This is a genomic window from Vibrio glycogenivorans (assembly GCF_051660965.1).
Classification (GTDB): Bacteria; Pseudomonadota; Gammaproteobacteria; order Enterobacterales; family Vibrionaceae; genus Vibrio.
The window spans coordinates 323,011-346,542 of record NZ_JBPVIS010000001.1 but is presented as its reverse complement, the minus strand read 5'-3'; the positions used below and the strand labels follow the sequence as shown (position 1 = coordinate 346,542).

At 48.0% G+C, this 23,532-nt stretch carries 22 protein-coding genes and 1 riboswitch; of the genes, 12 read left to right on the top strand and 10 right to left on the bottom strand.

Annotated elements, in window-relative coordinates; genetic code table 11:
• Positions 1–108 precede the first annotated feature (108 nt).
• On the top strand, positions 109–246 hold the full coding sequence (locus ACSTTG_RS01510) for a hypothetical protein (RefSeq protein ID WP_438473605.1): 138 nt from the start codon (positions 109–111) through the stop codon (positions 244–246).
• Here ACSTTG_RS01510 and ACSTTG_RS01505 read toward each other — a convergent pair.
• A complete protein-coding gene (locus tag ACSTTG_RS01505; protein WP_438460727.1) occupies positions 243–2,114 on the bottom strand; it encodes an MFS transporter in 1,872 nt (623 codons plus the stop codon). The two genes, ACSTTG_RS01510 and ACSTTG_RS01505, sit on opposite strands and share 4 nt — an antisense overlap.
• A 285-nt stretch (positions 2,115–2,399) precedes the next feature.
• Here ACSTTG_RS01505 and ACSTTG_RS01500 point away from each other — a divergent pair, with 285 nt between their 5' ends.
• Both ACSTTG_RS01500 and ACSTTG_RS01495 read left to right on the top strand, forming a co-directional pair.
• A complete protein-coding gene (locus ACSTTG_RS01500) occupies positions 2,400–3,290 on the top strand; it encodes a Tim44 domain-containing protein (protein WP_438473604.1) in 891 nt (296 codons plus the stop codon).
• Between the two features lie 172 nt (positions 3,291–3,462).
• Positions 3,463–3,777, top strand: a complete 315-nt coding sequence (locus tag ACSTTG_RS01495) for a DUF1244 domain-containing protein (protein WP_438473603.1) — start codon at positions 3,463–3,465, stop codon at positions 3,775–3,777.
• A gap of 194 nt (positions 3,778–3,971) precedes the next feature.
• On the opposite strand, the gene ACSTTG_RS01490 is transcribed toward ACSTTG_RS01495, so the two are convergent.
• Complete coding sequence (locus ACSTTG_RS01490) at positions 3,972–4,715, bottom strand: YciK family oxidoreductase (RefSeq protein WP_438473601.1); 744 nt, start codon at positions 4,713–4,715, stop codon at positions 3,972–3,974.
• A 413-nt stretch (positions 4,716–5,128) separates the two neighbouring features.
• Here ACSTTG_RS01490 and sohB point away from each other — a divergent pair, with 413 nt between their 5' ends.
• On the top strand, positions 5,129–6,190 hold the full coding sequence (gene sohB, locus ACSTTG_RS01485) for a protease SohB (protein WP_438460731.1): 1,062 nt from the start codon (positions 5,129–5,131) through the stop codon (positions 6,188–6,190).
• 183 nt (positions 6,191–6,373) lie between these two features.
• Here the strand turns inward: sohB and ACSTTG_RS01480 are convergent, their stop codons facing one another.
• Complete coding sequence (locus tag ACSTTG_RS01480) at positions 6,374–6,784, bottom strand: H-NS family histone-like protein (RefSeq protein ID WP_438460732.1); 411 nt, start codon at positions 6,782–6,784, stop codon at positions 6,374–6,376.
• Positions 6,785–7,400: 616 nt separating this feature from the next.
• Positions 7,401–7,600, top strand: a riboswitch (Lysine riboswitch).
• Between the two features lie 113 nt (positions 7,601–7,713).
• Between ACSTTG_RS01480 and ACSTTG_RS01475 the strand changes: the two genes are divergently transcribed.
• Complete coding sequence (locus tag ACSTTG_RS01475; RefSeq protein ID WP_438473600.1) at positions 7,714–9,303, top strand: Na+/H+ antiporter NhaC family protein; 1,590 nt, start codon at positions 7,714–7,716, stop codon at positions 9,301–9,303.
• A gap of 76 nt (positions 9,304–9,379) precedes the next feature.
• Here ACSTTG_RS01475 and ACSTTG_RS01470 read toward each other — a convergent pair whose 3' ends face one another.
• Positions 9,380–10,276, bottom strand: coding sequence for a LysR family transcriptional regulator (locus ACSTTG_RS01470; RefSeq protein ID WP_438473599.1), 897 nt, complete (start codon positions 10,274–10,276; stop codon positions 9,380–9,382).
• Between the two features lie 92 nt (positions 10,277–10,368).
• Here ACSTTG_RS01470 and ACSTTG_RS01465 point away from each other — a divergent pair, with 92 nt between their 5' ends.
• On the top strand, positions 10,369–11,598 hold the full coding sequence (locus ACSTTG_RS01465) for a multidrug effflux MFS transporter (protein WP_438473598.1): 1,230 nt from the start codon (positions 10,369–10,371) through the stop codon (positions 11,596–11,598).
• Between the two features lie 124 nt (positions 11,599–11,722).
• The gene (locus ACSTTG_RS01460; protein WP_438473597.1) at positions 11,723–12,616 is read left to right on the top strand and encodes a sulfite exporter TauE/SafE family protein; all 894 of its coding nucleotides are present in this window, start codon (positions 11,723–11,725) and stop codon (positions 12,614–12,616) included.
• A 101-nt stretch (positions 12,617–12,717) separates the two neighbouring features.
• On the opposite strand, the gene rsmS is transcribed toward ACSTTG_RS01460, so the two are convergent.
• From rsmS to dinG, 4 genes are read right to left on the bottom strand one after another with little or no spacing between them, the layout of a single operon-like run.
• Complete coding sequence (gene rsmS / locus ACSTTG_RS01455) at positions 12,718–12,891, bottom strand: pleiotropic regulatory protein RsmS (RefSeq protein ID WP_438460737.1); 174 nt, start codon at positions 12,889–12,891, stop codon at positions 12,718–12,720.
• Positions 12,891–13,439: a primosomal replication protein gene (locus ACSTTG_RS01450; protein WP_438473596.1), complete on the bottom strand. Its 549-nt coding sequence runs from the start codon at positions 13,437–13,439 to the stop codon at positions 12,891–12,893. Before ACSTTG_RS01450 ends, rsmS begins: the two co-directional genes overlap by 1 nt.
• A gap of 30 nt (positions 13,440–13,469) precedes the next feature.
• On the bottom strand, positions 13,470–14,240 hold the full coding sequence (locus tag ACSTTG_RS01445; protein WP_438460739.1) for a sulfite exporter TauE/SafE family protein: 771 nt from the start codon (positions 14,238–14,240) through the stop codon (positions 13,470–13,472).
• 17 nt (positions 14,241–14,257) lie between these two features.
• Positions 14,258–16,333 (bottom strand): ATP-dependent DNA helicase DinG, encoded by a 2,076-nt coding sequence (gene dinG / locus ACSTTG_RS01440; protein WP_438473595.1) that lies wholly within the window; start codon positions 16,331–16,333, stop codon positions 14,258–14,260.
• Positions 16,334–16,848: 515 nt separating this feature from the next.
• Between dinG and ACSTTG_RS01435 the strand changes: the two genes are divergently transcribed.
• A complete protein-coding gene (locus ACSTTG_RS01435; protein WP_438473594.1) occupies positions 16,849–17,868 on the top strand; it encodes a porin in 1,020 nt (339 codons plus the stop codon).
• Positions 17,869–18,013: 145 nt separating this feature from the next.
• Here ACSTTG_RS01435 and bioA read toward each other — a convergent pair whose 3' ends face one another.
• Positions 18,014–19,291 (bottom strand): adenosylmethionine--8-amino-7-oxononanoate transaminase, encoded by a 1,278-nt coding sequence (bioA, locus tag ACSTTG_RS01430; protein ID WP_438473903.1) that lies wholly within the window; start codon positions 19,289–19,291, stop codon positions 18,014–18,016.
• A 127-nt stretch (positions 19,292–19,418) separates the two neighbouring features.
• On the opposite strand from bioA, the gene bioB reads away from it, so the two are divergent.
• Genes bioB through bioD form a run of 4 tightly spaced genes read left to right on the top strand, consistent with a single transcriptional unit; the run spans position 19,419 to position 23,097 of the window.
• Positions 19,419–20,471 (top strand): biotin synthase BioB, encoded by a 1,053-nt coding sequence (gene bioB, locus ACSTTG_RS01425; protein WP_438473593.1) that lies wholly within the window; start codon positions 19,419–19,421, stop codon positions 20,469–20,471.
• Entirely contained in the window at positions 20,464–21,609 is a 1,146-nt protein-coding gene (bioF, locus tag ACSTTG_RS01420; protein WP_438473902.1) for an 8-amino-7-oxononanoate synthase, read from the top strand. The genes bioB and bioF overlap by 8 nt, the downstream gene beginning before the upstream one ends.
• 11 nt (positions 21,610–21,620) lie before the next feature.
• A complete protein-coding gene (gene bioC / locus ACSTTG_RS01415) occupies positions 21,621–22,424 on the top strand; it encodes a malonyl-ACP O-methyltransferase BioC (protein ID WP_438460743.1) in 804 nt (267 codons plus the stop codon).
• Positions 22,417–23,097: a dethiobiotin synthase gene (gene bioD / locus ACSTTG_RS01410; protein ID WP_438460744.1), complete on the top strand. Its 681-nt coding sequence runs from the start codon at positions 22,417–22,419 to the stop codon at positions 23,095–23,097. The genes bioC and bioD overlap by 8 nt, the downstream gene beginning before the upstream one ends.
• Positions 23,098–23,153: 56 nt before the next feature.
• On the opposite strand, the gene ACSTTG_RS01405 is transcribed toward bioD, so the two are convergent.
• Positions 23,154–23,327: a hypothetical protein gene (locus tag ACSTTG_RS01405; RefSeq protein ID WP_438460745.1), complete on the bottom strand. Its 174-nt coding sequence runs from the start codon at positions 23,325–23,327 to the stop codon at positions 23,154–23,156.
• Positions 23,328–23,532: the final 205 nt, after the last annotated feature.

Sequence of the window (23,532 nt, the reverse complement as noted above, 5' to 3'; positions counted from 1 at the left end):
GATATTTCAAACTCGCCGGCCAAGAAATTATTCTTACTGTACTCATGTTCAGTAAAGTTAGGGTAATTGGCCAGCGCGATGGTGAAATGGATTTTAATAGTAGTGATTGTGTCTGCATTGGCAGTGGCGCTTAGCAGTGAGGCGTTAGCTAAATCGCTGGCCGAGTTGGTCGCTTTTGTTGGTTTGATTGTCTTGGTGTGGCATCGTCGAGCGCACACCAAGATTAAATCCAAGTCGATGCGCTAGCGGAATTCTCCCCTCAACGCCTTGACTTTTTCAAACATCATTTGGTTTGTCGCGTCTTGTGGTGCAACCGGCTCTCCCGCTTCAACCTCAATCTTTGACCAAAAACGGCTAGGCAACCCCTTGCAGGCGCGTCCTTTATATCGACTAAAGTAACTCCCCCACATTCCTTTTAGTGCCATCGGGATCACCGGAACAGGGCTGCGGCGTAAAATAATATCCATGCCACGCATAAACTCCTGCACTTCGCCATCGTGCGAAAGTCGGCCTTCTGGGAAGATACAGACAATATGGCCTTGATTTAACGCCTGCTCCACTTCAGTGAATGCACGGCGAATAGAGCCACGTCGCTCGGCCGAAATAGGAATAACGCCAGCACGATTGAGAAAGCCGCGAATAGGCTTGAAGTTGGCATAATCTTCTTCCATAACAAAGCGGATCAAACGTGGGCAGACCGCGCTGAGCAGCAGCGCATCCATATAACTAACGTGGTTACAGACGATTAACGCACCACCCTGCTTGGGAATATGATGCAGGTTCTTATGCTTGACTCGATACATGGTATGGGTCAGAACCCAGACCAAAAATCGCACGGCAAATATGGGCTCCTTGTGGATAAGCTTAATCACCATCAACACATTTAATAGGGCAATTAACTTAAATACCCCAATTATCGTCATTTCAAGCACCGACAGCGCGAAAATACCAAGTACTGCGCTGCCAACCATAAACAGCGAGTTAATGATATTCAGTCCAGCAATTACTTGCGCGCGTTGCTTTTCATCGGCACGTTGCTGCATCAGAGCGTAAAGTGGCACGATAAACAGCCCCCCGGACGCGCCAAGCAACAATAGGTAGCTAAACAGAGGCCACAGCTCTTGGTAGCTGATAAATTCCATTAAGGTGTGAAAGCGTGGCAACTCGTTGGGAACCGCTTGGGCCATCAACCAACCAAACAGGCTAATCCCTACACTACCGATTGGCACAATACCGATATCAATCCGATTATTAGAGAGTTTGTCACAGGTTAGTGAGCCCAGTGCAATACCAATGGAGAACAACGCCAATAAGAAAGAGACGGCGGCTTCGTTACCGCGTAGGTGAATTTGGGTAAAGTTGGGAAATTGAGTCAGATAAACCGCTCCCAAGAACCAAAACCAACTGATGGCGATAACACACCAGAAAATCGTATGATCTTGGCGGATAATGGCCAGCGTTGCCTTAGTTTGGCGATAGGGCTGCCATTTAAAGCTTATGCCTGGGTCTCCAGCGGCGGCAAACGGAATACTCCGGCTTGATAGGTAACCGGCAATGGCAAACACAACGACGGCCCCTGCGGCGAGATAGCGCGCACTCTCAGCCGAGGCGATAAATCCGGCGCCAATGGTACCGAGCAATATGGCGAGAAAGGTGCCAGTCTCGACCAAAGCATTACCGGAAACCAGCTCTTCTTGCTTGAGCTGCTGAGGAAGTAGGGCGTACTTGACTGGACCAAAAAAGGCCGACTGAGTGCCCATTAAAAACAGCAGCAAGAGCAAAATCAGATAGCTTTGGGTAATAAACCCAATCGCACCAAGCAGCATAATTGAGATTTCAAACAGTTTAACCTTGCGAATGTACCAAGATTTCTCAAATTTATCGGCAAGCACACCTGCAGTCGCCGAGAAAAGAAAGAAGGGCAGGATAAACAAGCCGGCTGCTAGGTTGATAAACAGATTACTTGAAATCGGCAGTGCGGCGCTGCCAGCAAACGCGACGAAGATTAACAGGACATTTTTAAAGATATTGTCGTTAAACGCACCAAAGAACTGAGTAACAAAATAGGGCAGAAAGCGTCGCGAGCGAAGCAGCGTGGATTGGTGGTTAGCCATCAATATTCCTTATGATTGCCAACTGGCAAGATAATTTGAGAACAAATAAGAACGTCGTTGTTTACCATCGACGGGGTGTGCAGACAGAATCTTGTCTATAATACTCAATATATTATGAACCATGGTTTATAACGTCAATGCTTGTGCTGGTGGTGTTTCGTGACCTTGGTTACAGCGTTGCGCAATCTGCAATATCCTGATACATCAATTCAACATCGCAAAGTTCCAAAACTAACAGGATGACGTTACTATGATGTTGCAATCATCCATCTATCAAGGAACTGTATGAAACGTTTACTCTCTCTTATCGCACTGATCATCGTCTCTGTGTCGGTTGCCCCCTACGCGGAAGCAAAACGATTTGGTGGCGGTAAATCATTTGGTAAGAGCTTTAGAACAGCGCCGGCTCCAAAACAGCAACAGCAAAACACCAATACCCTTCGTCGCGATCAGAACCAAACACAGAACCCAGCAGCGGCTAACTCAGGGCGACGCGGTATGATGGGGGGGCTTTTAGGTGGTCTATTAGCGGGTGGCTTGCTCGCTGCGTTCTTTGGCGGCGCGTTTGAAGGCATCCAATTTATGGATATCCTGATCATCGGTTTGATTGCCTACTTTGGATTTAAGCTCATGCGTGGTTTGCTTGGCAGTCGCCAGGGCAGCATGAATCAGCATCGCTCCCAACCTGCCTTCGGTGGTCAAGCGCCACATATGGACAGACCCAATATGCAGAGCTTTGAGCAAGCGGGCAGTACAGCACAAACCAGCACTCAGGGTTTTGGTGCTCAGACAGATGTGCCACATAATTACCCTGCGGGTTTTGACCAAGCTGCATTTATTAATGGCGCTCGCGAGCACTACCGTATTTTGCAAGGTGCATGGAATCACAATGAGCTTGAAACGATCCGCGAATATGTCTCAGCCAGTCTATTTGAAGACTTAAGCGCAGAGCGAGCGAAACTGTCTGGCGAACAGCACACCGACGTTATGTACGTAGACGCGGAAATCGTGCGCGCCGATTATGACGCAAACACCGCTCAGCTGAGTCTACAGTTCACTGGTCGTTATCGTGATGCCGTTGAGGCAATTGAAGAGGATATCCAAGATATCTGGCACCTAGAACGCGATTTGACGGTTGCTAATGCCCCATGGCTGATCGTTGGTATCCAAAGCTAACACGCAAGCTGATTTAGCCTACAACGCCTGAGCAGACGCTTGGGCGTTGTGCTTTTTAGGCTACATATTAAGTACCAACCTAACCTTTCATTTCCACTTGAGTATATAGTTATAGACTCAAGTCGATATACCCAAGCTTAGCTCGAGATAAACACAGACAAGGAGTCGCCAAATGAGTGAACATAAACACGAACAACTAACGCAACAGCAGCAAGACCAACTGGATGCTGCCGTTTTTCGCCGCTTACTCGCACACCTTGACGCGAACAAGCAGGTACAAAATATTGACTTAATGATTTTGGCAGGTTTTTGCCGAAATTGTTTTAGCAAGTGGTACAAGGCTGAAGCCGATCAACTCGAACTGGACATCGATATCGATGATGCGCGCCAAAGAGTGTATGGCATGACCTATGATGAGTGGAAGACCAACCACCAACTCCCAGCCACCCCGGAGCAACTCGCGGCTTTTGAAGCCAAAAACAAGTAAGGTTCGGGGACGGGCGTTGCCCTACGAGGTGCGAGGAGTCTAGCGCGCGTGGTAGATAACTCGCTCACCTTAAGAGGGTTAGCAAGCTATTTGACCTAAGTAAGGCGCGGCATAATTCTGTGAGGAACGAGGAATCCACAACTCCTAACAGACTGCTCGCACCTCGGAACGAAGTGTAACCCGCACCTCGCAACCTATTTTTTTGGTTGTGCGTCAATGCATTGCCCGTGGACGCCTCGTCCCTCTGGCGCCATGAGGTACAGATAGAGAGGCATGATATCGAGTGGCGTTTTCAACTCTGAGGCATCCTCGGCTGGAAAGGCTTTAGCGCGCATACCTGTGCGAGTGCCACCAGGGTTTATCGCGTTGACTCTTAGGTTGGAATCACTGTATTCATCCGCTAATACTTGCATCATTCCTTCTGTGGCAAATTTAGAGATAGAATAGCTACCCCAGAATGCACGTCCTTGGTGGCCGACGGTTGAAGACGTAAATACGAGTCGGCCATCTTTACTTTTCTTTAATAGGGGTAATAGCGCCTGGGTCATCAGCATGGTGGCTTTGACGTTAGTCTGCATTACCTCATCGAACATGCTCTCTTCGATCTGATCAAAGGGGCACAGGACGCCAAGTGCGCCGGCGTTATGCAGCACCCCATCCAGTTGGCCAAATTGTCCCTCTATAGTGTCAGTCATGTCGAGGTAATTCTGTTTAGTCGCTCCCATCATATCCAAGGGGATAATGGCAGGCTGTGGGTAGCCAGCAGCTTCTATCTCATCGTAAACCGCTTCGAGTTTGTCCACTGTTCTACCAAGTAAAATGACCGTCGCACCATGTTGTGCAAAGCTAAGAGCGGCCTGTTTACCAATGCCTGCTCCTGCTCCTGTAACTAATATAACCTTGTTTTTCAATGCATAAGATGAGACTAAGTATTCCAAAATACGCTTCCCTATTACGTCGTGTAATCAGTATGAGGTAGTGAGTCCGTAAGTAACTGTTGAGGTCGGTGGCTCTCCTTTACCAGGAGGGTTGTTTTGCTTGTTGTTATCTTTAGTGAGCGACGTGATAGAATCAACCTGTTCGCCCTCGGTACAAGATAACCAAGCAAATATGAACAAAACCCCACCTTTGGGTTACTTAAGTATAATTGTCAGTTGTGTTTATTTCTTTCTGAACAGTACAATAGCCTAACAATAAAGTACAAAACAATAACCACGTTAGGCTTAATTGAAACCGGCGACATCGATTGATCACGTTTGCTCTGTTGTGAGACAGGTAATCGCTCAATCTGGTTCTAAGCTTACAACTAATCTGTTTTGTCGGTACTTGAAATATGATAGAGGGAAGAATATTGGAATTTTTGTTGGACTACGGTCTATTTTTCGCCAAAATCGCCACGATAGTGATTGCTATCGTTGTGTTATTAGTGTTAGCGAAAGCGGTTAATGGTAAGCAAAATCGAACCAAAGGTGAGTTAGAGATCACTGACCTCAGCCATTCTTATAAGCAAAACATAGAGCAACTTGAGCATCATCTTCACGATGCCGCTTTTATCAAGGCGCGAGATAAAGCCGAGAATAAAGCTGAAAAAGAAAAGAATAAGGCACGCGAAAAAGAGATTAAAAAGGCTGAAAAAGAAAAGCAGCTGGATACAAAGCGAGAACCGCATCTGTTTGTTCTTGATTTTCATGGCAGTATTGATGCCAAAGAAGTCGCATCATTACGCGAAGAAGTTACCGCAATTATCTCGGTGGCTCGAGAGGGTGATGAGGTATTACTGCGACTAGAGTCAGGTGGGGGAATGGTACATGGTTACGGATTAGCCTCCTCTCAATTGGACAGAATTAAAGCGGCTGGGTTGCCTTTGACTATTGCCGTGGATAAAGTCGCTGCAAGTGGCGGTTATATGATGGCTTGTATTGCCGACAAATTAGTTTCAGCTCCCTTTGCTATCGTTGGCTCTATTGGCGTGATTGCACAGTTGCCTAATTTTAATAAACTGCTAAAAAAGCATGATATTGAATATGAGCAACTAACTGCAGGTGAATACAAGCGCACATTGACGATGTTTGGAGAGAACACGGATAAAGCGCGAGATAAGTTTAAGCAAGAGCTAGAAGAAACCCATGACTTGTTTAAGGATTATATTCGCCAACGTCGTCCAGACCTCGACCTTGCAAGCGTTGCAACGGGTGAGCATTGGTTTGGTACCACCGCAAAAGAAAAGGGACTTGTGGACGAAATTACCACCTCTGACGATATTATTGTCGCAGCATGCAAAGACAAAACTGTGCTACAGGTTCAATATGTGCAGAAGAAAAAATTGGCTGATAAGTTGGTAGGTGTCACCGGTGAAGTGGTGGATAATGTATTGCTAAAACTTATTCAGCGCGCTCAAAAACCAATTGTATAACCGCAAGATACTAAGGGTTACCACGTGAGTTGCTACGAGCTATAGTCGCGACTCACTATTGTCGGTCCTTTGTCAGAAATTAGTAAATATTACTTATTTTGTTCATATACCAAATTGCGTGCGCAAAATACTAAAAAAGGCTCATTAATGAGCCTTTTTTCATATCAAGTGCAACTTGAAAATTTAGATTGCAAAATCTTCTAGAGACTTGCCTTCATCCAACGCAGCTTGGATAACAGATGGAGTACGGCCTTGGCCTGTCCATGTTTTCTCTTCACCGTTCGCATCTACATATTTGTATTTTGCTGGACGAGGTGCGCGTTTGGCTTTTGGCTTAGCTTTAGTCGCTTCACCAGACAACGCAGAAATTAATGCTTCAACGTCGATACCATCTTTAGAAATTTGCTCAGCAATAGCAGCTAGTTTTGCTTCTTGTTCTGCTTTTGCAGCTTGTTCTGCTTCTGCCGCGTCACGGCGTTCATCGACAACAAGGGTAAATTTTTCTAACGCTTCTTCAAGTTGCTCTAGAGTTAGTTCACGTGCGAAGGCACGAAGACTACGGATATTAAGTAGTGTTTTAGTTAGTTCCGACATGACTCTTCCCATTAATTAATTAAGTCAACATTAAATATCATATACCCAATATTAGAGTGTGACAATAATATATAGACAATATATTCGCGCATACTATAGAAAGATTAAAATTTCGCAATCTAAATCGCGCTTTTATTGTCGCAAAAGTTAGAATAATTGCTTTATTTATTGACACTAGAGAGTAAAAAATGTTCCAGCAGTAGTGAACTAATGCACTAAAACATCCTGTAGTGACTTTTCTATCTTATCGTTTGAGTGATTTTTGTACAAAATGTCTCAAAACAAACCAAACGACTAAAATAATTCCTTCTTAAACCAGAAGTAGGGAATAGCCTGCAGTTTTCACAAGAAATGTGATCTCGATCACTGTAGTGTGGTGCGTTGGGTCATCATGTTTTTGCCTCAAGTTGGTCATTGGTTAATAGAACGCTTAAGGAAGGTTTCTTATCTGTAGCACGTTGAGTGCAATAGTTAGGTGATCTGATAATTATCTTGGTAAAATGTCGGAATAATGTGTTGCAAATCAAAATTCCATAAGTAGAATGGCCTGCACCTAATGCTTGAGCATGTTAAATCTGTTGTAAACGCTTGTTTGCGAGGTGATTAATTTTAAAGCTCAAGCGGTAGAGGCGCGATAGTAGATCACTAGCGTTGGTTGGGGTGATGCCAAAGAACCAGCGTGAAAGGCTCTATCGCCGAAGTAGACTTGCTCATCAAGGCAGTTTGCTGGGGTTGTGCTCGAAAGACGCAACACTGCCATAGTCTATACTCACAAGGTATGTGGGGTAGAAATTACTATGGAGCGCTACTGTGGGGTTGGGTCAGGCTTTCGCCTACCTTTCTTATCTCTAGGCATCACTTATTGGTGCTGGTTTCACTACAGTAGATCTCTGACCACATAACTACAATGAATTTGGTTTTTGAAGATCATGAATTTAATCGATTTTGCATCGTCTCCGATGTCATTAATACCAGCCTTGGTAGCTCTCACGTTAGCGATTGTAACCCGTCGCGTTTTACTCTCTCTTGGTGTCGGTACTGTGCTTGGTGCACTGCTGCTTAACGGCTACTCTTTGTCAGCTTCTGCTGGCTACGTAGGCTCGGTAGTTTCAAGTGTATTTGTTGAAGACGGCGGCATCAACGAGTGGAATATGAGTATTGTCGGCTTCCTTGTGCTCCTTGGCATGATGACCGCATTGCTAACCCTTTCCGGTGCGACTCGTGCTTTTGCCGAGTGGGCTCAATCTCGAGTTAAGAGCAAGCGTGGCTCTAAGCTTCTAGCGGCATTTCTAGGCGTATTCATTTTTATTGACGACTATTTTAATAGCCTAGCCGTTGGCGCGATCTCTCGCCCGGTGACCGATCGCTACTACGTATCTCGCTCTAAGCTAGCTTACATTCTTGATTCAACCGCAGCACCTATGTGTGTACTGATGCCAGCTTCAAGTTGGGGTGCTTACATCATGACCATCGTCGCGGGTATTCTCGTATCGCATGGCATTACAGAGTACTCGGCAATCGGCGCGTACGTTCGTATGATCCCGATGAACTTCTACGCTGTGTTTGCGCTATTGATGGTCTTTGCCGTAGTTTGGTTCCAACTTGACGTTGGTCAAATGCGTAAGCATGAGATTGAGGCGTCACAAGGCCATGGCTTTGAGGATGACAAGTCAGCAAAAGAAGAGCTTAACGAAGACCTGGGTATTGAGCCAAGCGAGAACGGTCAAGTCTCTGACCTTATTTTGCCTATCCTTGCGCTTATCGCAGCGACGGTTGTTGCTATGCTGTACACCGGTGGTCAAGAGCTGGCGGCAGAAGGTGAGGCCTTCAGTCTCCTTGGTGCCTTTGAGAACACGGATGTGGGTCGTTCACTGATCTACGGCGGTGTGATTGGTCTGGTTGTTGCTCTAGTGACGGTTTTCAAACAAGGTATGGCTGCCATTGAAATCGGTCATGCGCTTTGGGTTGGTGCTAAGTCAATGTTTGGCGCGATCTTGATTCTTGTGTTTGCCTGGACAATCGGTTCTGTTATTGGCGATATGAACACGGGTAGCTACCTATCAACGCTGGTAGAAGGCAATATTGGTCCACAATGGCTACCAGTTATTCTATTCTTGCTGGCTGGTGTAATGGCTTTCTCAACCGGTACTTCTTGGGGTACGTTTGGCATCATGCTACCAATCGCCGGTGATATGGCAGCAGCAACGGACATCGCCCTGATGCTACCAATGCTAAGTGCTGTGCTTGGTGGTTCGGTATTTGGTGACCACTGCTCACCAATCTCGGATACAACAATTCTGTCTTCGACAGGTGCGCGTTGTAACCACATTGACCACGTGGCAACTCAGCTACCATATGCGGTATCGGTGGCTGTGATCTCAGCGGTTGGTTACATTACGCTAGGCTTTAGCTCTTCAATCGCAATCTCGTTTGTTGCGACCACAGTAGCGTTTGTTGCGGTATGCTTTGCGCTATCAGCACTGTCTAAGTCAAAAATGGCGAGCTGTGCTAAAGCTTAATCAAGCTTAAACCCTGAATGTATAAAGCCGCTCGATATTGTCGAGCGGCTTTTCTTTATGTAATGACCGGTAATTTTTACGGATTAGCGCTGATGTGCGTCTTGACGAGGCGTTGCTTGAGGTAATCGACGAATAATCGTGTCCGCGCGTGCTCGTAATCGAGTTTGGGGTAGTAAGCGTAAATGGTTTGCTCCTCGGCACTGATATTCGGCAGTAGGCGGATTAACTGACCACTCTGAACTTCTTGCTCAATCATAAACTCACTGACGATCATAATTCCCATCCCTGCCTTTCCTGCATAAAAAAGGGCTTCGGGGTTGGTGGTAGAGAAGTTACCACTGACCAGCAGACGTTTGTTGTTTGAGATCCGATATTCCCGTTCAGGACGCTCGCCCCAAATAAGCACATTATGCTGTTGGAGATCGTCAAGCGACTCGGGCTGGCCATATTTTTCAATATAGCGTGGTGCAGCATAGAGACCGACCTGGCGTTCTAAAAGGGGAGTTTGTCTCACGCTGAGTGAATTAAGTTGCTCTAGCTCACGAGAAATAAATACATCAAGGTTCATCTCGGGAATTTGACCAGGGACAGTGGTGATAAGCTGGATACGAATATCGGGATAAAGCTCGAGAAACTCGTTTAAATACTGAACAAGAAATTTGGAGCCCACCGCCACCGTCGCGCCAATTTTGAGCAAGCCCTTGGGGGATGCACTTAGTGAGCGTGTTTCATCGACCAGTGATTGCCAGCCCTCCATCGATTTTCGACTGCCATGATAAAACAACACTCCAGCCTCTGTTTGCGACAAAGAGCGGGTAGTCCTGCGCAATAGTTGAGTGCCAATCTTGTCCTCCAGCCAACTGACGCGCTTGCTCACCGCTGAGCTTGTGGTATTTAGTCGACGCGCTGCACCGTTAAAACTGCCTTCCTCGACCACCTTGATATACGTATTAACACACTCGATCCAGTCCATGGCATCTCCCTGTTATTGTTTCCTGGCTGGAATTAATTAGTTTCCATAATGCCCAATTATCACGTGTAGAACAATAATATAGACTACTGGGCATGAATAAAGATAACCCCTCATTTAATCCTACTCCGATGCTGCTTGCGATGATGATCATTGCTACTGGTCAAGTTGGAGTGAGTATTTACTTACCTTCATTACCCCTGATGAGCGATTCGCTGATGGTGAGTTCGACGGACATCCAGTTGGTGGTGACGCTATTTCTGATTGGCTTTGGTGGCTCACAACTGTTTTACGGTCCGTTATCAGACGCCATTGGCCGCCGGCCTGTGTTCTTTATTGGCCAGGGGATTTATATCTTGGGAACCCTGGTCTGTCTAACATTAGCAGACAGCTATTTAGCGCTGGTGGTGGGTCGTCTATTGCAAGGCTTGGGAGCGGGAAGCGCCTCGGTGCTCGGTCGCACCGTGCTCAGAGACAGCTACGATGGTGCCCAGTTAACCAAGGCTCTGTCTTATATATCGGTGACCGCCTCTATTATTCCTATTGTGGCTCCGGTCTTGGGAGGGTGGTTGGCCTTTGAGTTCGGTTGGCAATCTGTTTTCGCTGCTGTATTGGTTTATCTCGCTGTGATTATTGGTCTCGGCTGGCGAGTACTGCCAGAGACCTTACCGTATGCCAAAAAGCGATTTAAACCAGGCACTATGGCGGTGAATTATGCCAAGCTGATGGTCAATTGGCAGGTGATTCAAAGTGCAAGCTACAACTGGATTACTTTCTCAGGGGCCGTGGTCACGCTAAGCCTGTTGCCGTTCTTAATGCAAACTGTGCATGGTATGACGGTAGCCCAGTATGGCAGCGTGATGCTAATTCCTTCACTGGGTCTATTGGCTGGCACAATTGCCCTCAATATTTTCAACCGTCGCCTAAGCTCTCAACATTTGCTTGCCTTGGCAATGGGGATTGTGTCTATCGCGGGAGTGTGGCTGTTAGTGAGTAACCCAAGTGCTCATAGTCTGGTGATTGCGTTTACCGGTTTTGCCTTTGCTCAGGGGCTGTCTTTCCCAATCTCGATATCGCTGCTGCTCACCCCGCATAAACAACAGGCGGGTGCGGTCTCGGCTCTGTCTGGTTCGGTGCAAATGATCCTAGCAGGTCTTATGGGGGCGGTACTGGTGGAAATTTGGGTGGTTGATCAAGCTAGCCTTGGACGCTTTTACCTAGTCTGTGCTGGGTTGATGCTGTTCTTCTTGTCCTCAAGAGCACTCTATCAGTTTGTATTGGGCGGCAAAGTGAGGTTAGATGAGTGCAATAATGAGCATATCTAGTAACAAAGTGTTGCTAGAGATTTGTTAATGTAATTAGCCTAAAGAGTAAAAGTTGGTTTATTACGTGGCACAGTCGCCTAATTGTGGTTAAAATCGCGCGTTTTTTACTATACGGCGACATAAAATGAGCGTGTTAACCCTTCTTCAGGTCGGTCTGATTATTGGCGGCCTGACCTTTATCTTCATGCTGGTGCAAGCATGGCGAGCTAAGCGCCACACAGAGCAAACGACGAATGTAGTCGCTGTGGGTGCAATTGGTGCCTTTGCCAACTTCTGTGACACCTTAGGTGTCGGCAGCTTTGCGATTAAAACCGCCGGCTACAAACAGTTTAAACTCGTTGATGACAAAGACCTGCCCGGCACCTTGAATGCGCAAGCTGCGCTCGCTACTGTGGTTCAGTCGCTGATCTTCCTTACCGCAGTTGAGGTCGATATAACGACCCTCTTGAGTCTGATTGCCTCGGCTTGTGTTGGTGCGACGATTGGTGCCCGTTTGGTTGCGGGGCTTGATCGCCAAATGATCCGCTTGATTATGGGCTGTGCACTGCTTGTCGTCGCGCTACTCATGTTTGCTGGTCGCCTTGAGCTGATGCCCCTTGGTGGCACAGAGATGGGACTGTCAGGGACAAAACTAATTGTAGCCATTATCGGTAACTTTATCTTTGGCGCCCTGATGACCGTGGGGATTGGTTTGTATGCACCGTGTATGACGATGATCTATTTGCTGGGTATGAACCCGATTGCGGCATTTCCAATTATGATGGGTTCGTGTGCGTTTCTGTGTTTCTTTTCTGCAGGCAGCTTTATTCAGCGTCGAGCACTGAACACAAGAGCGGCACTCTCAGTGGCGATCACCGGTCCTATCGCTGTGCTGATCGCCGCATTGATTGTTAAGTCGTTGGATCTTGATACCCTTGCGTGGCTGGTGGCCTTTGTCGTGCTCTATACCTCAATTACCATGTTCCGTTCATGGTTAGCGGGCAAGCAAGAACTGGCTAAGGTTGCTACTGCGCAATAAGCGATTAAGCCTTAGCTGCTCGCCTTAATACAGCGAAAACAAAAAAGGGAAATGCGCTCACGCATTTCCCTTTTTTATCGCCTGACAGTTGCCAATGTGGATTAACCCTCTTTTGTCACCTTGCGCAGCAAATCATTGCGCACAATCTCGAGCGCTTTCAATGCAACCTCGGGGTCAATGTCATTACTCTCAAGTAGAAAAATTAGGTCTACAGCAAGCTTGATGTCTTCAGGCGCCTGTTCAAGGCCACTATTTGGCTGGGTCTCGGTGGTCATTATTGGTGCTTCTCGCGATATGTAATTTGTCGTTCAATTTTGAGCTTGGCGGCGCGGCAACGCTCGAGTCTCTGCTCAGCCGTGAGCAGTGCTTGCTGGGCTTGTTGCTGATAAAACGCCGGGGCAGTGTTTAATGCGCGCTGTTTGTCCAGCACCATCTCATGCAAGCGTCTTTCCCACTCCTGATGCTGTGCCAGCTCTTGATAAAGCACATTGATCGGCTTGCGAAAATAGCTCGAGTGCTTGGGCTCTTTTGAGCGAATCTTAACGGTGGAGAGCTCACGCTGAATCGCGGCGATTTGGCTGACCAAGCGCTCAGTAAGGTATTCGGCTCGCAACTGAGTGAGCAGTCCTGCCTCTTGCTCACGGCGAATAGAGTCAACGATGGAGCGAGTTTCGGCAACGCAAGGGACCAGCAATCTCGAACGGGATTGAAACAGTCGCTCGTCAAACAGCGGCAGGTGGTGTTCCCCCCTGTGTCGATCGACTTGGGCAGCTTGCTGCGCGAGTTCGTCTAACAAGGCGTCTACTTTTTCCATTTCAACCATGAAAACTACCTATGCTGATCAAAGACCGACTTAAAACCATGCGTCAATCGCCAGTTTGACGGCGAGCACGATCACAACGGTAACAAAAACGGGGCGGATAAAGGCAGCGCCAAAGCGTATCGCCGAGTGCGCACCAACGTAGGCTCCTAACATCAAGCAGACGCCCATGGTTAAGCCTAGCAGCCAGTTGATATGACCGAGAAGGGCAAAGGTGACCAGGGAGGTAAAGTTACTGGTGAAGTTCATTGCCTTGGCAAGCCCAGAGGCGAGCAAAATATTCAAGCGGTACAGCGCCATAGAGCTCACGGTCCAAAATGCACCGGTGCCGGGGCCAGCAACGCCGTCATAAAAGCCAAGGGTAAACCCTTGCAGATACTGCTTTTTGTTCACTTTAGAGCACTTTGCTGGCAACGTATTTTGATTGGCATGTTGCGACTTTGGCCACAAGGTGTAGACCGCCGTCATTAAGATCACCAAGGGCAGCGCTTTTTCTAGCCATTCAGTACTGATGGCATCAACCACCAAGGTACCGGATATTGCGCCAATTAATGTCGCGATAAAAGCCGGAATCCAAAAGCTGGGCTCGAATAAATTCTTTTTATAATAGGTAAAGGCGGCCGTCGACGAGGCAAAAGACGCAGCCAGTTTATTGGTACCCAGTGCAATATGCGGCGGCAGACCTATCGATAGCAGGGCTGGGACAGTGAGCATACCACCACCACCAGCAACCGCATCAATAAATCCCGCAACGAATGCCACCAGCGCGAGTAGGGCTAACACACTCGGTTCTAAAAATTCCATAACTTCTTTCTTATTGTTTATTTGTGTATTGTGCGCTTAAACGGAGGTAATGAGTCCAACAAAGATTTTCCGTAACGCTTTGAAACCACACGGCGATCAAGCAGGTAGACTTTACCAGAATCGGCCTCTTTGCGCAGCAGTCGCCCAACAGATTGGATCAGCTTTTTACTCGCCTCGGGCACCGCGATCTGCATAAAGGGATTCCCACCACAGCGCTCTATATACTCGGAATGCGCTTGCTCCACCGGTGAGGTTGGAACACCAAATGGTATCTTAGTAATGATCAAGTTAGTCAACTCATCACCGGGGAGGTCCAAACCCTCTGAAAAGCTGCCGGTACCAAATAGCACACTGGTTTTACCGCACTGCACTAAGGTTTTATGTTTTTTTAGAATTTCAGCCCTTGATGCATCGCCTTGAACCTGAAGTGCCCAGCCTTTTTTGGTAAACAGGGTCGCGAGCTTTTCCGCGACCTGATTCATCTGCCAGTAAGAGGAGAATAGAATCAAATTAGCCTGCTTGTCTTCAATTAACTTAGGCACAATATCTATAAGATATTCGGTAAACTGAGGCGCAGAGGGCTCATACTTCATTGCGGGGATGATAAGCTCTGCTTGATTTGGGTAGTCAAACGGTGAGGCCAGCGCCAAGAATTTAACTCCATCCTCTATGCCTTCACTAATACCGGCCTGGCGACAAAAATAGCTAAACTGATTGAGCGCCCTCAAGGTGGCAGAGGTGACCACCGCACCAATACAGCGACTCCAAATCTGCTGGTCCAGCTGCCAGCCAACCTCGAGCGGAGACACCGAGACGATAAAATCGCCCTCGCGATCCGGGTTGAGCTCAAGCCAGCGGGCAAGCGGCGCGCCTTTCTCACGTGTGGGCTCTGCCATCAAAGACCACACCTGGGCAAGATTATCACAGCGTTGAATATAAAAGCCGAGCTCTGCCAAGGCCGGCTCGGCGAGCCTTGATGCCAGCTCTCCATCTTTGACTCGCTCGGAGATAAGATCCGCTATCTTGCCAGTAGACTGCGCCAGCTTTTGCGTGCTGCTCTTCAGTGCCTTGGCCTCTTCAAACAGCCAACTCGGCAGCTCACCGTTTTCAAACCGATAGATACCCTCGTCAAAGTGAGCGGGGTCAAATTGCTTTGGCATCTGAGTTAGGGTCGGAATAATGGTCTGAATCGACTCTTGCAGGTCGTTTCTAAACCGAGCGGCGCGCTTCTCATCAGCCAAACTCGCGTATTTGGTAATGACCTGATTCAGACGCTCTAACCAAGTTGCGGCGCCTTTTAGGCTCGCCGCAGCCGATGAGTGTTCACGAGCGACATGGGGCAGGTGGTGTGCCTCGTCAAACACATAAATAGTGTTCTCTGGCTCAGGTAAGATGATGCCGCCGCCGAGATCCGCATCGGCCATCACTAGGCTGTGGTTGGCGATGATCACATCCGCCTTGTCCAAATCAGCACGCGCCTTGGAGAATGGACAGCCACGGTGCGCCGGCAGGCTGTTATTGCAGGAGTGTTTATCGCTGACAATCAGTTTCCATAGCTCATCTTTAATCGGCTTTGGCCAGCTATCACGGTCGCCATCCCACTTGCCCTCACTCAAGGCTTTATGCAAGCGAGCCAGCAGTTCGACATCTTTGGCTTTTGGCTTGCTCTCAAACAGAGCAGTTTGCCCGCCATCTTCTCCAGAGGCAACAGCAAGCTTTTCGGCGCAACAATAGCGCTGTCTCCCCTTGGCGAGAATAAATTCGAAATCGAGATCGGTAATACGGCGATAGAGGGGCAGATCCTTGTTAATCAACTGCTCTTGAAGTGCCACGGTCGCGGTTGAGATCACCACTTTGCGGTTGTTCAGCACCGCAACAGGAATAGCGCCCATTAAATAAGACAGTGACTTACCAATCCCCGTTCCGGCTTCAGCCACAATCATGCGTGTCGATTTATGGTACTCCCCGCAGAGCGATTTCGCGATCTCAGCAACCAGATAGTTTTGTGATCGGCGCGGGACAAAGTTCTCAAGCTGAGCCTGAAGGTTTTGATAGCTCGTACGAATCGATTTTTGGATGTTAGGTGTCAGCATATGGGGTCCTGTTGAGTGAACCGGCGAGTCTAGCACATTTGACTGGCTTTCAGGTAATAAACGCGAGGGTCGTGTTGTTTGGTGTTAGTGTGATCTGAGTCACAAAAATACCTAGTGGCAACGTAGTGCTAAGTCAGGATGAGGGTAATGAAAATGAAATGTCGCAAAGTAAAGATAACAAAGTTTGCAATTTTGTAATGATAGGTTAACTACTCTAATTGTCAGTAGTATGTTCTAAATTTGAGACATTTCAACTGGTTATTTAATGACCACACAAAGCTAAGGGTGAAGGAGATATAAAAAATACAAAACCATATAAGTTACTGAAATTTAGTGTAATTTATCTTTTTTGACATCCATTTGGTTTGGTTTGACATAAATATTTATCTTTTGCACTCTGCGATTAGACATTTAACGGCGCGAATATCATGCCACTAAGAGCATGAATTGGCGCTAATAAAACTAAAAAGGGAACCAGGATCGGTATCCCATACTAAGAAAAGGCAGTGGAAATTATGAAAAAAACCTTACTAGCATTAGTTGTCGCTTCAGCAGCAACTTCAGTAAATGCGGCAGAAATTTACAAAACAGATGACAGTGCGATTGAATTTTATGGTCAGTTGCGTACCGAGTTAAAGTTCAAAGATGAAGATGATCACAAGGCTGATTTGAGTTCTGGTTCATCACGTATGGGTATCGATGGTAGTCACGCCCTATCAAGCTCTGTAGATGTTCTAGGCAAGGTTGAAGTGGGTATCCGTGACAATTCTGACGTCAATGTGCGTTTGCACGAATTTGGTTTTGCCGGTGACTTTGGCACAATTAAGTTTGGTAAGCAGTGGACTCACAGTGAAGATATCTACGGGGCAGACTACTCATACTTCTTTGGCGGTTCAGCGTTTGCTTATGATGCCCTGAATGGTGCCTTGCATGATTCACAGATTAAGTACACTTATGAAGCAGACAGCTTTTGGATTAAGGGTGGCTGGGGCTTAGATGAGAATAAGAGCAACATTGCGCTCTATGAGCTCTTCGCAGGTACTAGCTTCGGTGATCTATCTCTGCATGCGGGTGGTGGTCTGAATACGGATTACGACTATCAAGAGTCAGGTCTAGAAATTGATAACCAGTATCTTGAGTTTACCGCTGAGTACAATATCGGCGATCACTTAGTAGGCTTTACATATTATCGCGGTGAACTGTCAAACGGTAATGGTCCAGAAGAAATCACCCGCAATGGTTTCGCATTAGCCGGTATCGCACAGATCACAGACAAAACGGCACTTTACGGTGGTTATGAATACACTGACTACGAGGCTGCAAAATTTGCAGCGGGTAACGCATCAGAAGACTTCTCACTGTTTTATGCTGGTGTAGAGCATAAATTTAACAGCTGGGCGCGCGTGTATGCAGAAGCGGACTACGAAGATGGCACCACGTTAGGCTACACTAACAGCGCTTCTGATTCTTCTATTGATGCGGGCGTTAGAGACGGTGAAGTTAACTTTGCAGTAGGTGCACGTTTCTACTGGTAAGCTGATAGCTGGGTCTATTTCTGACTGAGAAACTCAGTCAGAAAGCATTAAAGGTCTGCTCCTGAAAAGTGGGCAGACCTTGTTGTACCTTCACAGCTGAAAATTGAGTTGTTTCCGTTTGTGACGTGACCATGACTCAATAAAATCAAGTAAAACAGTCGTAGTCGTCTAGGGCCGTTTCGATTGCGGTTATGAGATTTTGAATATGATGATGTTGGCTAATAAACGGAGGCATGACATAAATCAGTCGCCCAAACGGGCGTATCCACACACCTTGTTCAACAAAGTGACGCTGTATTACCGCCATATTGACGCTCGAATGTGTCTCTACCACACCAATAGCCCCTAACCACCGAACATCTTTAACTTGACGGTAGACCCGGAGTTTAGGTAATAGCTCTGCAAATACCTGCTCAATGCCCGCAACTTGTTTTGTCCACTCTCCCTGCAATAGCAAGCCTAAACTTGCGCTTGCCACCGAGCACGCTAACGGGTTTGCCATAAAGGTCGGCCCATGCATAAAACATCCAGCTTCGCCGCCGCAAACGGTATCGGCGACCTCACGACTGGTCAAGCTAGCAGACAGTGTCATATAGCCTCCGGTCAGCGCTTTGCCGACACACATAATATCCGGTACAACGCCTGCGTGTTCACAAGCAAACATTTTGCCGGTACGGCCAAATCCTGTAGCGATCTCATCTAAGATCAATAACACGCCATAACGATCGCAAAGATCCCGGACGCCGCGCAGAAAACTAGGATGATAAATACGCATCCCGCCAGCCCCTTGGACGATAGGCTCAAGAATAACCGCAGCGATCTGGTGGTGATTGTCGGCGAGTTTGTGGTGAAAGTCATTGAGGTCATCAGGATCCCAATCATCACCAAAGCGGCATTCTGGTGATTGAGCAAACAGGTGCTCAGGTAAGAACCCTTTATATAGCGAGTGCATTGAGTTATCAGGGTCGGTCACTGACATCGCGGCAAAGGTGTCGCCGTGATAGCCGTGGCGCAGAGTGAGAAACTTGGGCCGAGATTGCCCTTTGGCATGCCAGTATTGCAGCGCCATTTTGAGGCTGACTTCCACTGCCACCGAGCCGGAATCGGCAAGGAAAATATGCTCAAGGTTATCTGGGGCGAGCTCTAGCAGCTTTTTGCCGACATCGATAGCGGGCTGATGAGTGATCCCACCAAACATCACGTGTGCCATGGTATCAATCTGCTGGTGCGCAGCAGCGTTGAGCACAGGGTGGTTATAACCATGGATCGCTGCCCACCATGATGACATGCCGTCGATCAGCTCGGTACCATCCTCTAAAGTTAAGTTGACGCCATCCGCGCTTACGACGGGGTAACAGGTCAGAGGTGATAGTGTTGAAGTGTAGGGATGCCAGAGGTGCTGGCGGTCAAAGGCGAGATCCATAGCCATGAATATTTCCTGATGGTTAAAAAAAGGTCTAGTGTAAACCTTGCAAAATCAAATAAGGTTGACACTAAAAAAGGTCGAGGTAGACTAACCAACAATCGGATTAAAATCAAAAGGATTCATTTTGCAAGTTCGTCACAACTGGACAGTGGAGCAAGTCCATTCGCTGTTGGCTAAGCCTTTTATGGACTTAGTTTTTGAGGCACAGCAGGTTCATCGACACTTTCAGCAGCCGAATCAGGTCCAGGTTAGTACGCTGCTTTCAATTAAAACCGGTGCGTGCCCGGAGGATTGTAAGTATTGCCCGCAAAGTGCCCGGTATACGACTGGTGTCAGTAATGAACCACTAATGCAAGTCGAAAACGTTCTCCAGGCGGCGCAGAAAGCCAAAGCCGCGGGGTCAACCCGTTTTTGTATGGGCGCAGCGTGGAAGAACCCCAAACAAAGAGATATGCCGATGCTCACCGATATGATCAAAGGGGTTAAGGCACTGGGTTTAGAGACGTGTATGACGCTTGGCATGTTAACGCCAGTTCAAGCGCAGACGCTCGCTGAGGCCGGACTCGACTACTACAATCATAATCTCGACACCTCTGCCCAGTACTACGACAAAATCATTACCACTCGCACCTATCAAGACCGATTGGACACGCTCGCCCATGTTCGCGATGCAGGCATGAAGATCTGCTCCGGCGGGATTATTGGTATGGGGGAAAGTCACGATGACCGAGCTGGATTACTGGTAGAGCTGGCGAACTTGCCCACCCAACCCGAGAGCGTGCCAATCAATATGCTGGTTAAGGTTAAAGGTACTCCGCTAGAAGAGGCTGAGGACATTGATCCTTTTGATTTCATACGCCTGATCGCAGCGGCGCGCATCATGATGCCAAAATCAGCGGTGCGGTTATCGGCAGGGCGAGAGAATATGAATCCACAGATGCAGGCACTGTGTTTTATGGCGGGGGCCAACTCTATTTTCTATGGCTGTAAGCTCCTCACTACCCCAAACCCAAGTGAGGACAAGGACTTGCAGCTGTTTGCCAAGCTTGGCATCAACCGAGAATCGGCCGTGCAAAAGCCAGATGAGATTCAAGCCAGCGAGTTGCTTGAGCGTGTTGCTGAGCGAGTGATAGCCAGACCGGGCAAAGACGATCTGTTCTACGATGCCAGTGTCTAAGTTTGAGCAGCGCATTGACCAAGCACTGCAATCGCGCAGAGAGGCAGGGCTCAGCCGTGCGTTGCAACCTGTGATTGCTGGTAATCAGAGTGAGCTAGAGTGCGATGGTCGTCGATTTTTCAATTTTTCCAGTAATGACTATCTCGGTCTCGCTCACGACCCTGAGTTACTCAAAGCCTGGCAGCAGGGGCTAAGTATCTATGGCTCAGGCAGCGCTGCATCACCTTTGGTGACGGGGTTTAGTTATGCGCATCAAAATCTCGAAGGCGCCTTGTGTGATTGGCTAGGTTATGACAGGGCGATTTTGTTTAGTAGTGGCTTTAGTGCTAACCAAGCTGTGCTGTTTAGTTTGTTGCAAGCGGGTGACCAACTACTCCAAGACAAACTCAATCACGCCTCACTTATTGAGGCAGGGAAATTGTCGCCAGCGACGATGCGTCGCTTTCGCCACAACGATATCTCTCACCTGCAATCTATGCTTACCAAAAATTGCGCCAACCTAGTCGTGACGGAGGGAGTGTTTAGCATGGATGGCGATTGTGCTCCCTTGGTGGATATTGAAGCGGCATCTGGCGACCAGGCGTGGTATATGGTTGATGATGCCCATGGTATCGGGGTGTTAGGTGAAGAAGGCCGTGGCAGTTGCAGCGCAGCGCAGGTGCATCCTGATATTTTGGTGGTGACGTTTGGCAAGGCTTTTGGGCTATCGGGGGCTGCGATATTGTGCAGCGAAATGCTCGGTGACTACCTGACCCAGTTTGCTCGTCATCACGTCTATTCGACGGCGATACCACCCGCGCAGGCCCACGCGGCGACCCATGCGATTAGCATGATTCGCTCACAGCAGTGGCGTCGAGACAAGCTTGGTGAGTTATCGGCGCTTTATCAGCAAGAGCTACAGGATCTGAACGAGTATCGCGCCACCTCTACGCCAATCAAACCCTTTGTGGTTGACTCTAGCATGCGCGCAGTGGCGACGGCTGATTATCTTCGTCAGCAAGGCATGTGGGTGACCCCAATTCGTCCGCCGACGGTTGCCCCCAATGCGGCGCGACTGCGCATCACCCTAACGGCCAACCACACAAACAAGCAAATCAAAACCTTGGCAGCAGGTCTGCGTCAAGCGATACAACAATAAGGATCCGCTTAATGGGGGTACTTTCTTCTAGCACCAATACTTTTGGTGACAAAAAGGCGATTGCTGAAGCTTTTGGCCGTGCAGCGCAAACCTATGATACTCATGCAGAGTTACAACGTGATGTGGGTCAGCGCCTAATGGCTAAGCTGCCTGCAGATATGCGGGGTATGCGGGTACTCGACCTGGGGTGCGGGACAGGGTATTTCTCGCTTCAATTGCTCAATCGCGGTGCCACTGTGGTGTGCGCTGACCTGTCAACTCATATGTTACACAGAGCGCAACTGCGGTGTACCAGCCCACGCGCCAGTTTTATTCAGGTTGATGCCGAATCTTTACCTTTTTCTGATGGTGATTTTGATGTGGTGTTTTCAAGCCTAGCCTTGCAGTGGTGTCGCGATCTCAGTGTGCCGCTCTGCCAAGCGCATCGCGTGACCAAACCCGGTGGATTGATCGTCTTTAGTACCTTGCTCGACGGAACCTTGAGTGAGCTGGAGGCCGCATGGTCGCAAGTGGACCAGCGTCAACACATTAATCAATTTATCACCTACAATCAGGTAAAAGTTGCGTTAGCTCAAGCGAGCTGCACTCATAATGCACTAGACTTGCCGACCATCGTAATGTGGTACTCATCGGCCTTAGCCGTGATGAGAGACCTAAAGGGGATTGGTGCGACCCATGTAGCTGGGCGCGGGCAGGGGCTGACGAGCCGTCAAACCCTGCGCCAAGTCGAGTCGGCTTACCAAGAGTTTAGAAGTCAGGAAGGTCTATTACCTGCAACTTATCAAGTTTGTTTAGGGGTTATACAGCATGATTGATGCTTTTTTTATCGCTGGTACAGATACTGATGTTGGCAAAACCGTCGCATCAAAAGCTATTTTGCAAGCGCTGAATGCTCAGGGGAAGCGCACCATCGGATACAAGCCTGTGGCTGCGGGTAGTGAACAGACTGAATTGGGACCACGCAACTCGGACGCTCGCCATTTGCACTCCGTTTCGACGGTTGAGGTAAGCTATGAAGACGTTAATCCTTATCCATTCCTGCTGCCAGCTTCGCCACACATCGCCTCAAAAGCAGAGAATGTCGCGATTGATTTCAGCTTGATTTCGCAAAAGCTTGAGCAACATAAGCAAAATTCGGATGTGGTGTTAGTTGAAGGGGCTGGTGGCTGGCGCGTGCCAGTGAATGACAGCGAGTCATACTCAAGCTGGGTACAGCAAGAGAAACTGCCGGTTGTTTTGGTGGTTGGTATCAAGCTCGGCTGTCTTAGCCATGCTATTTTGACGGCAGAAAGCATTATTGCCGATGGCCTTGAGATTGTCGGCTGGGTAGCGAATCGAGTCAACCCAGGTGCGGAGAATTACTCTGAGATGATCAAGTGCCTTGAGGCACGCATCCCGGCACCAAAGATGGGGGAGATCCCGTACACTCCTAACCCGAAACGCAAGAATTTGGGTAAGTACATCGATTTGACCCCGCTGCAAAAGTAGCGATCAAAAAAGCCAGAGCTTAAGACTCTGGCTTTTTTACCTGCAATAACCTGTCATCATTGCTCGCGAGCAAGTCCCATCAGTGCGAACTGTGTCTCAGCAATCTGTTGGTCTTTATCATCATTCACAGTAGGCAAACCTAGCTGTTTCTTTGCTTCATTTTCCGAAAGACCTAAGTGACAGCATAGTAGGTCAATGGCCATCTGATACTCGTTGTTTACTTGTGACATCCTATTATCCTTATATTGTTTTCCTTAAGCCTCGTTTTGCAATTTAAACCCTGCGCCATCTCAGCTCAATACGACTATGGTCTAATACTAACTGAACAATGTTGATTAATTGTTACTGTAATTGTGAGTGTTTTGACCGAGATCTCAATTTGTCATGAGCCCTTGTTGTGCTTATGTTGAGGGGCTATCGAAGAAATAGCACTGT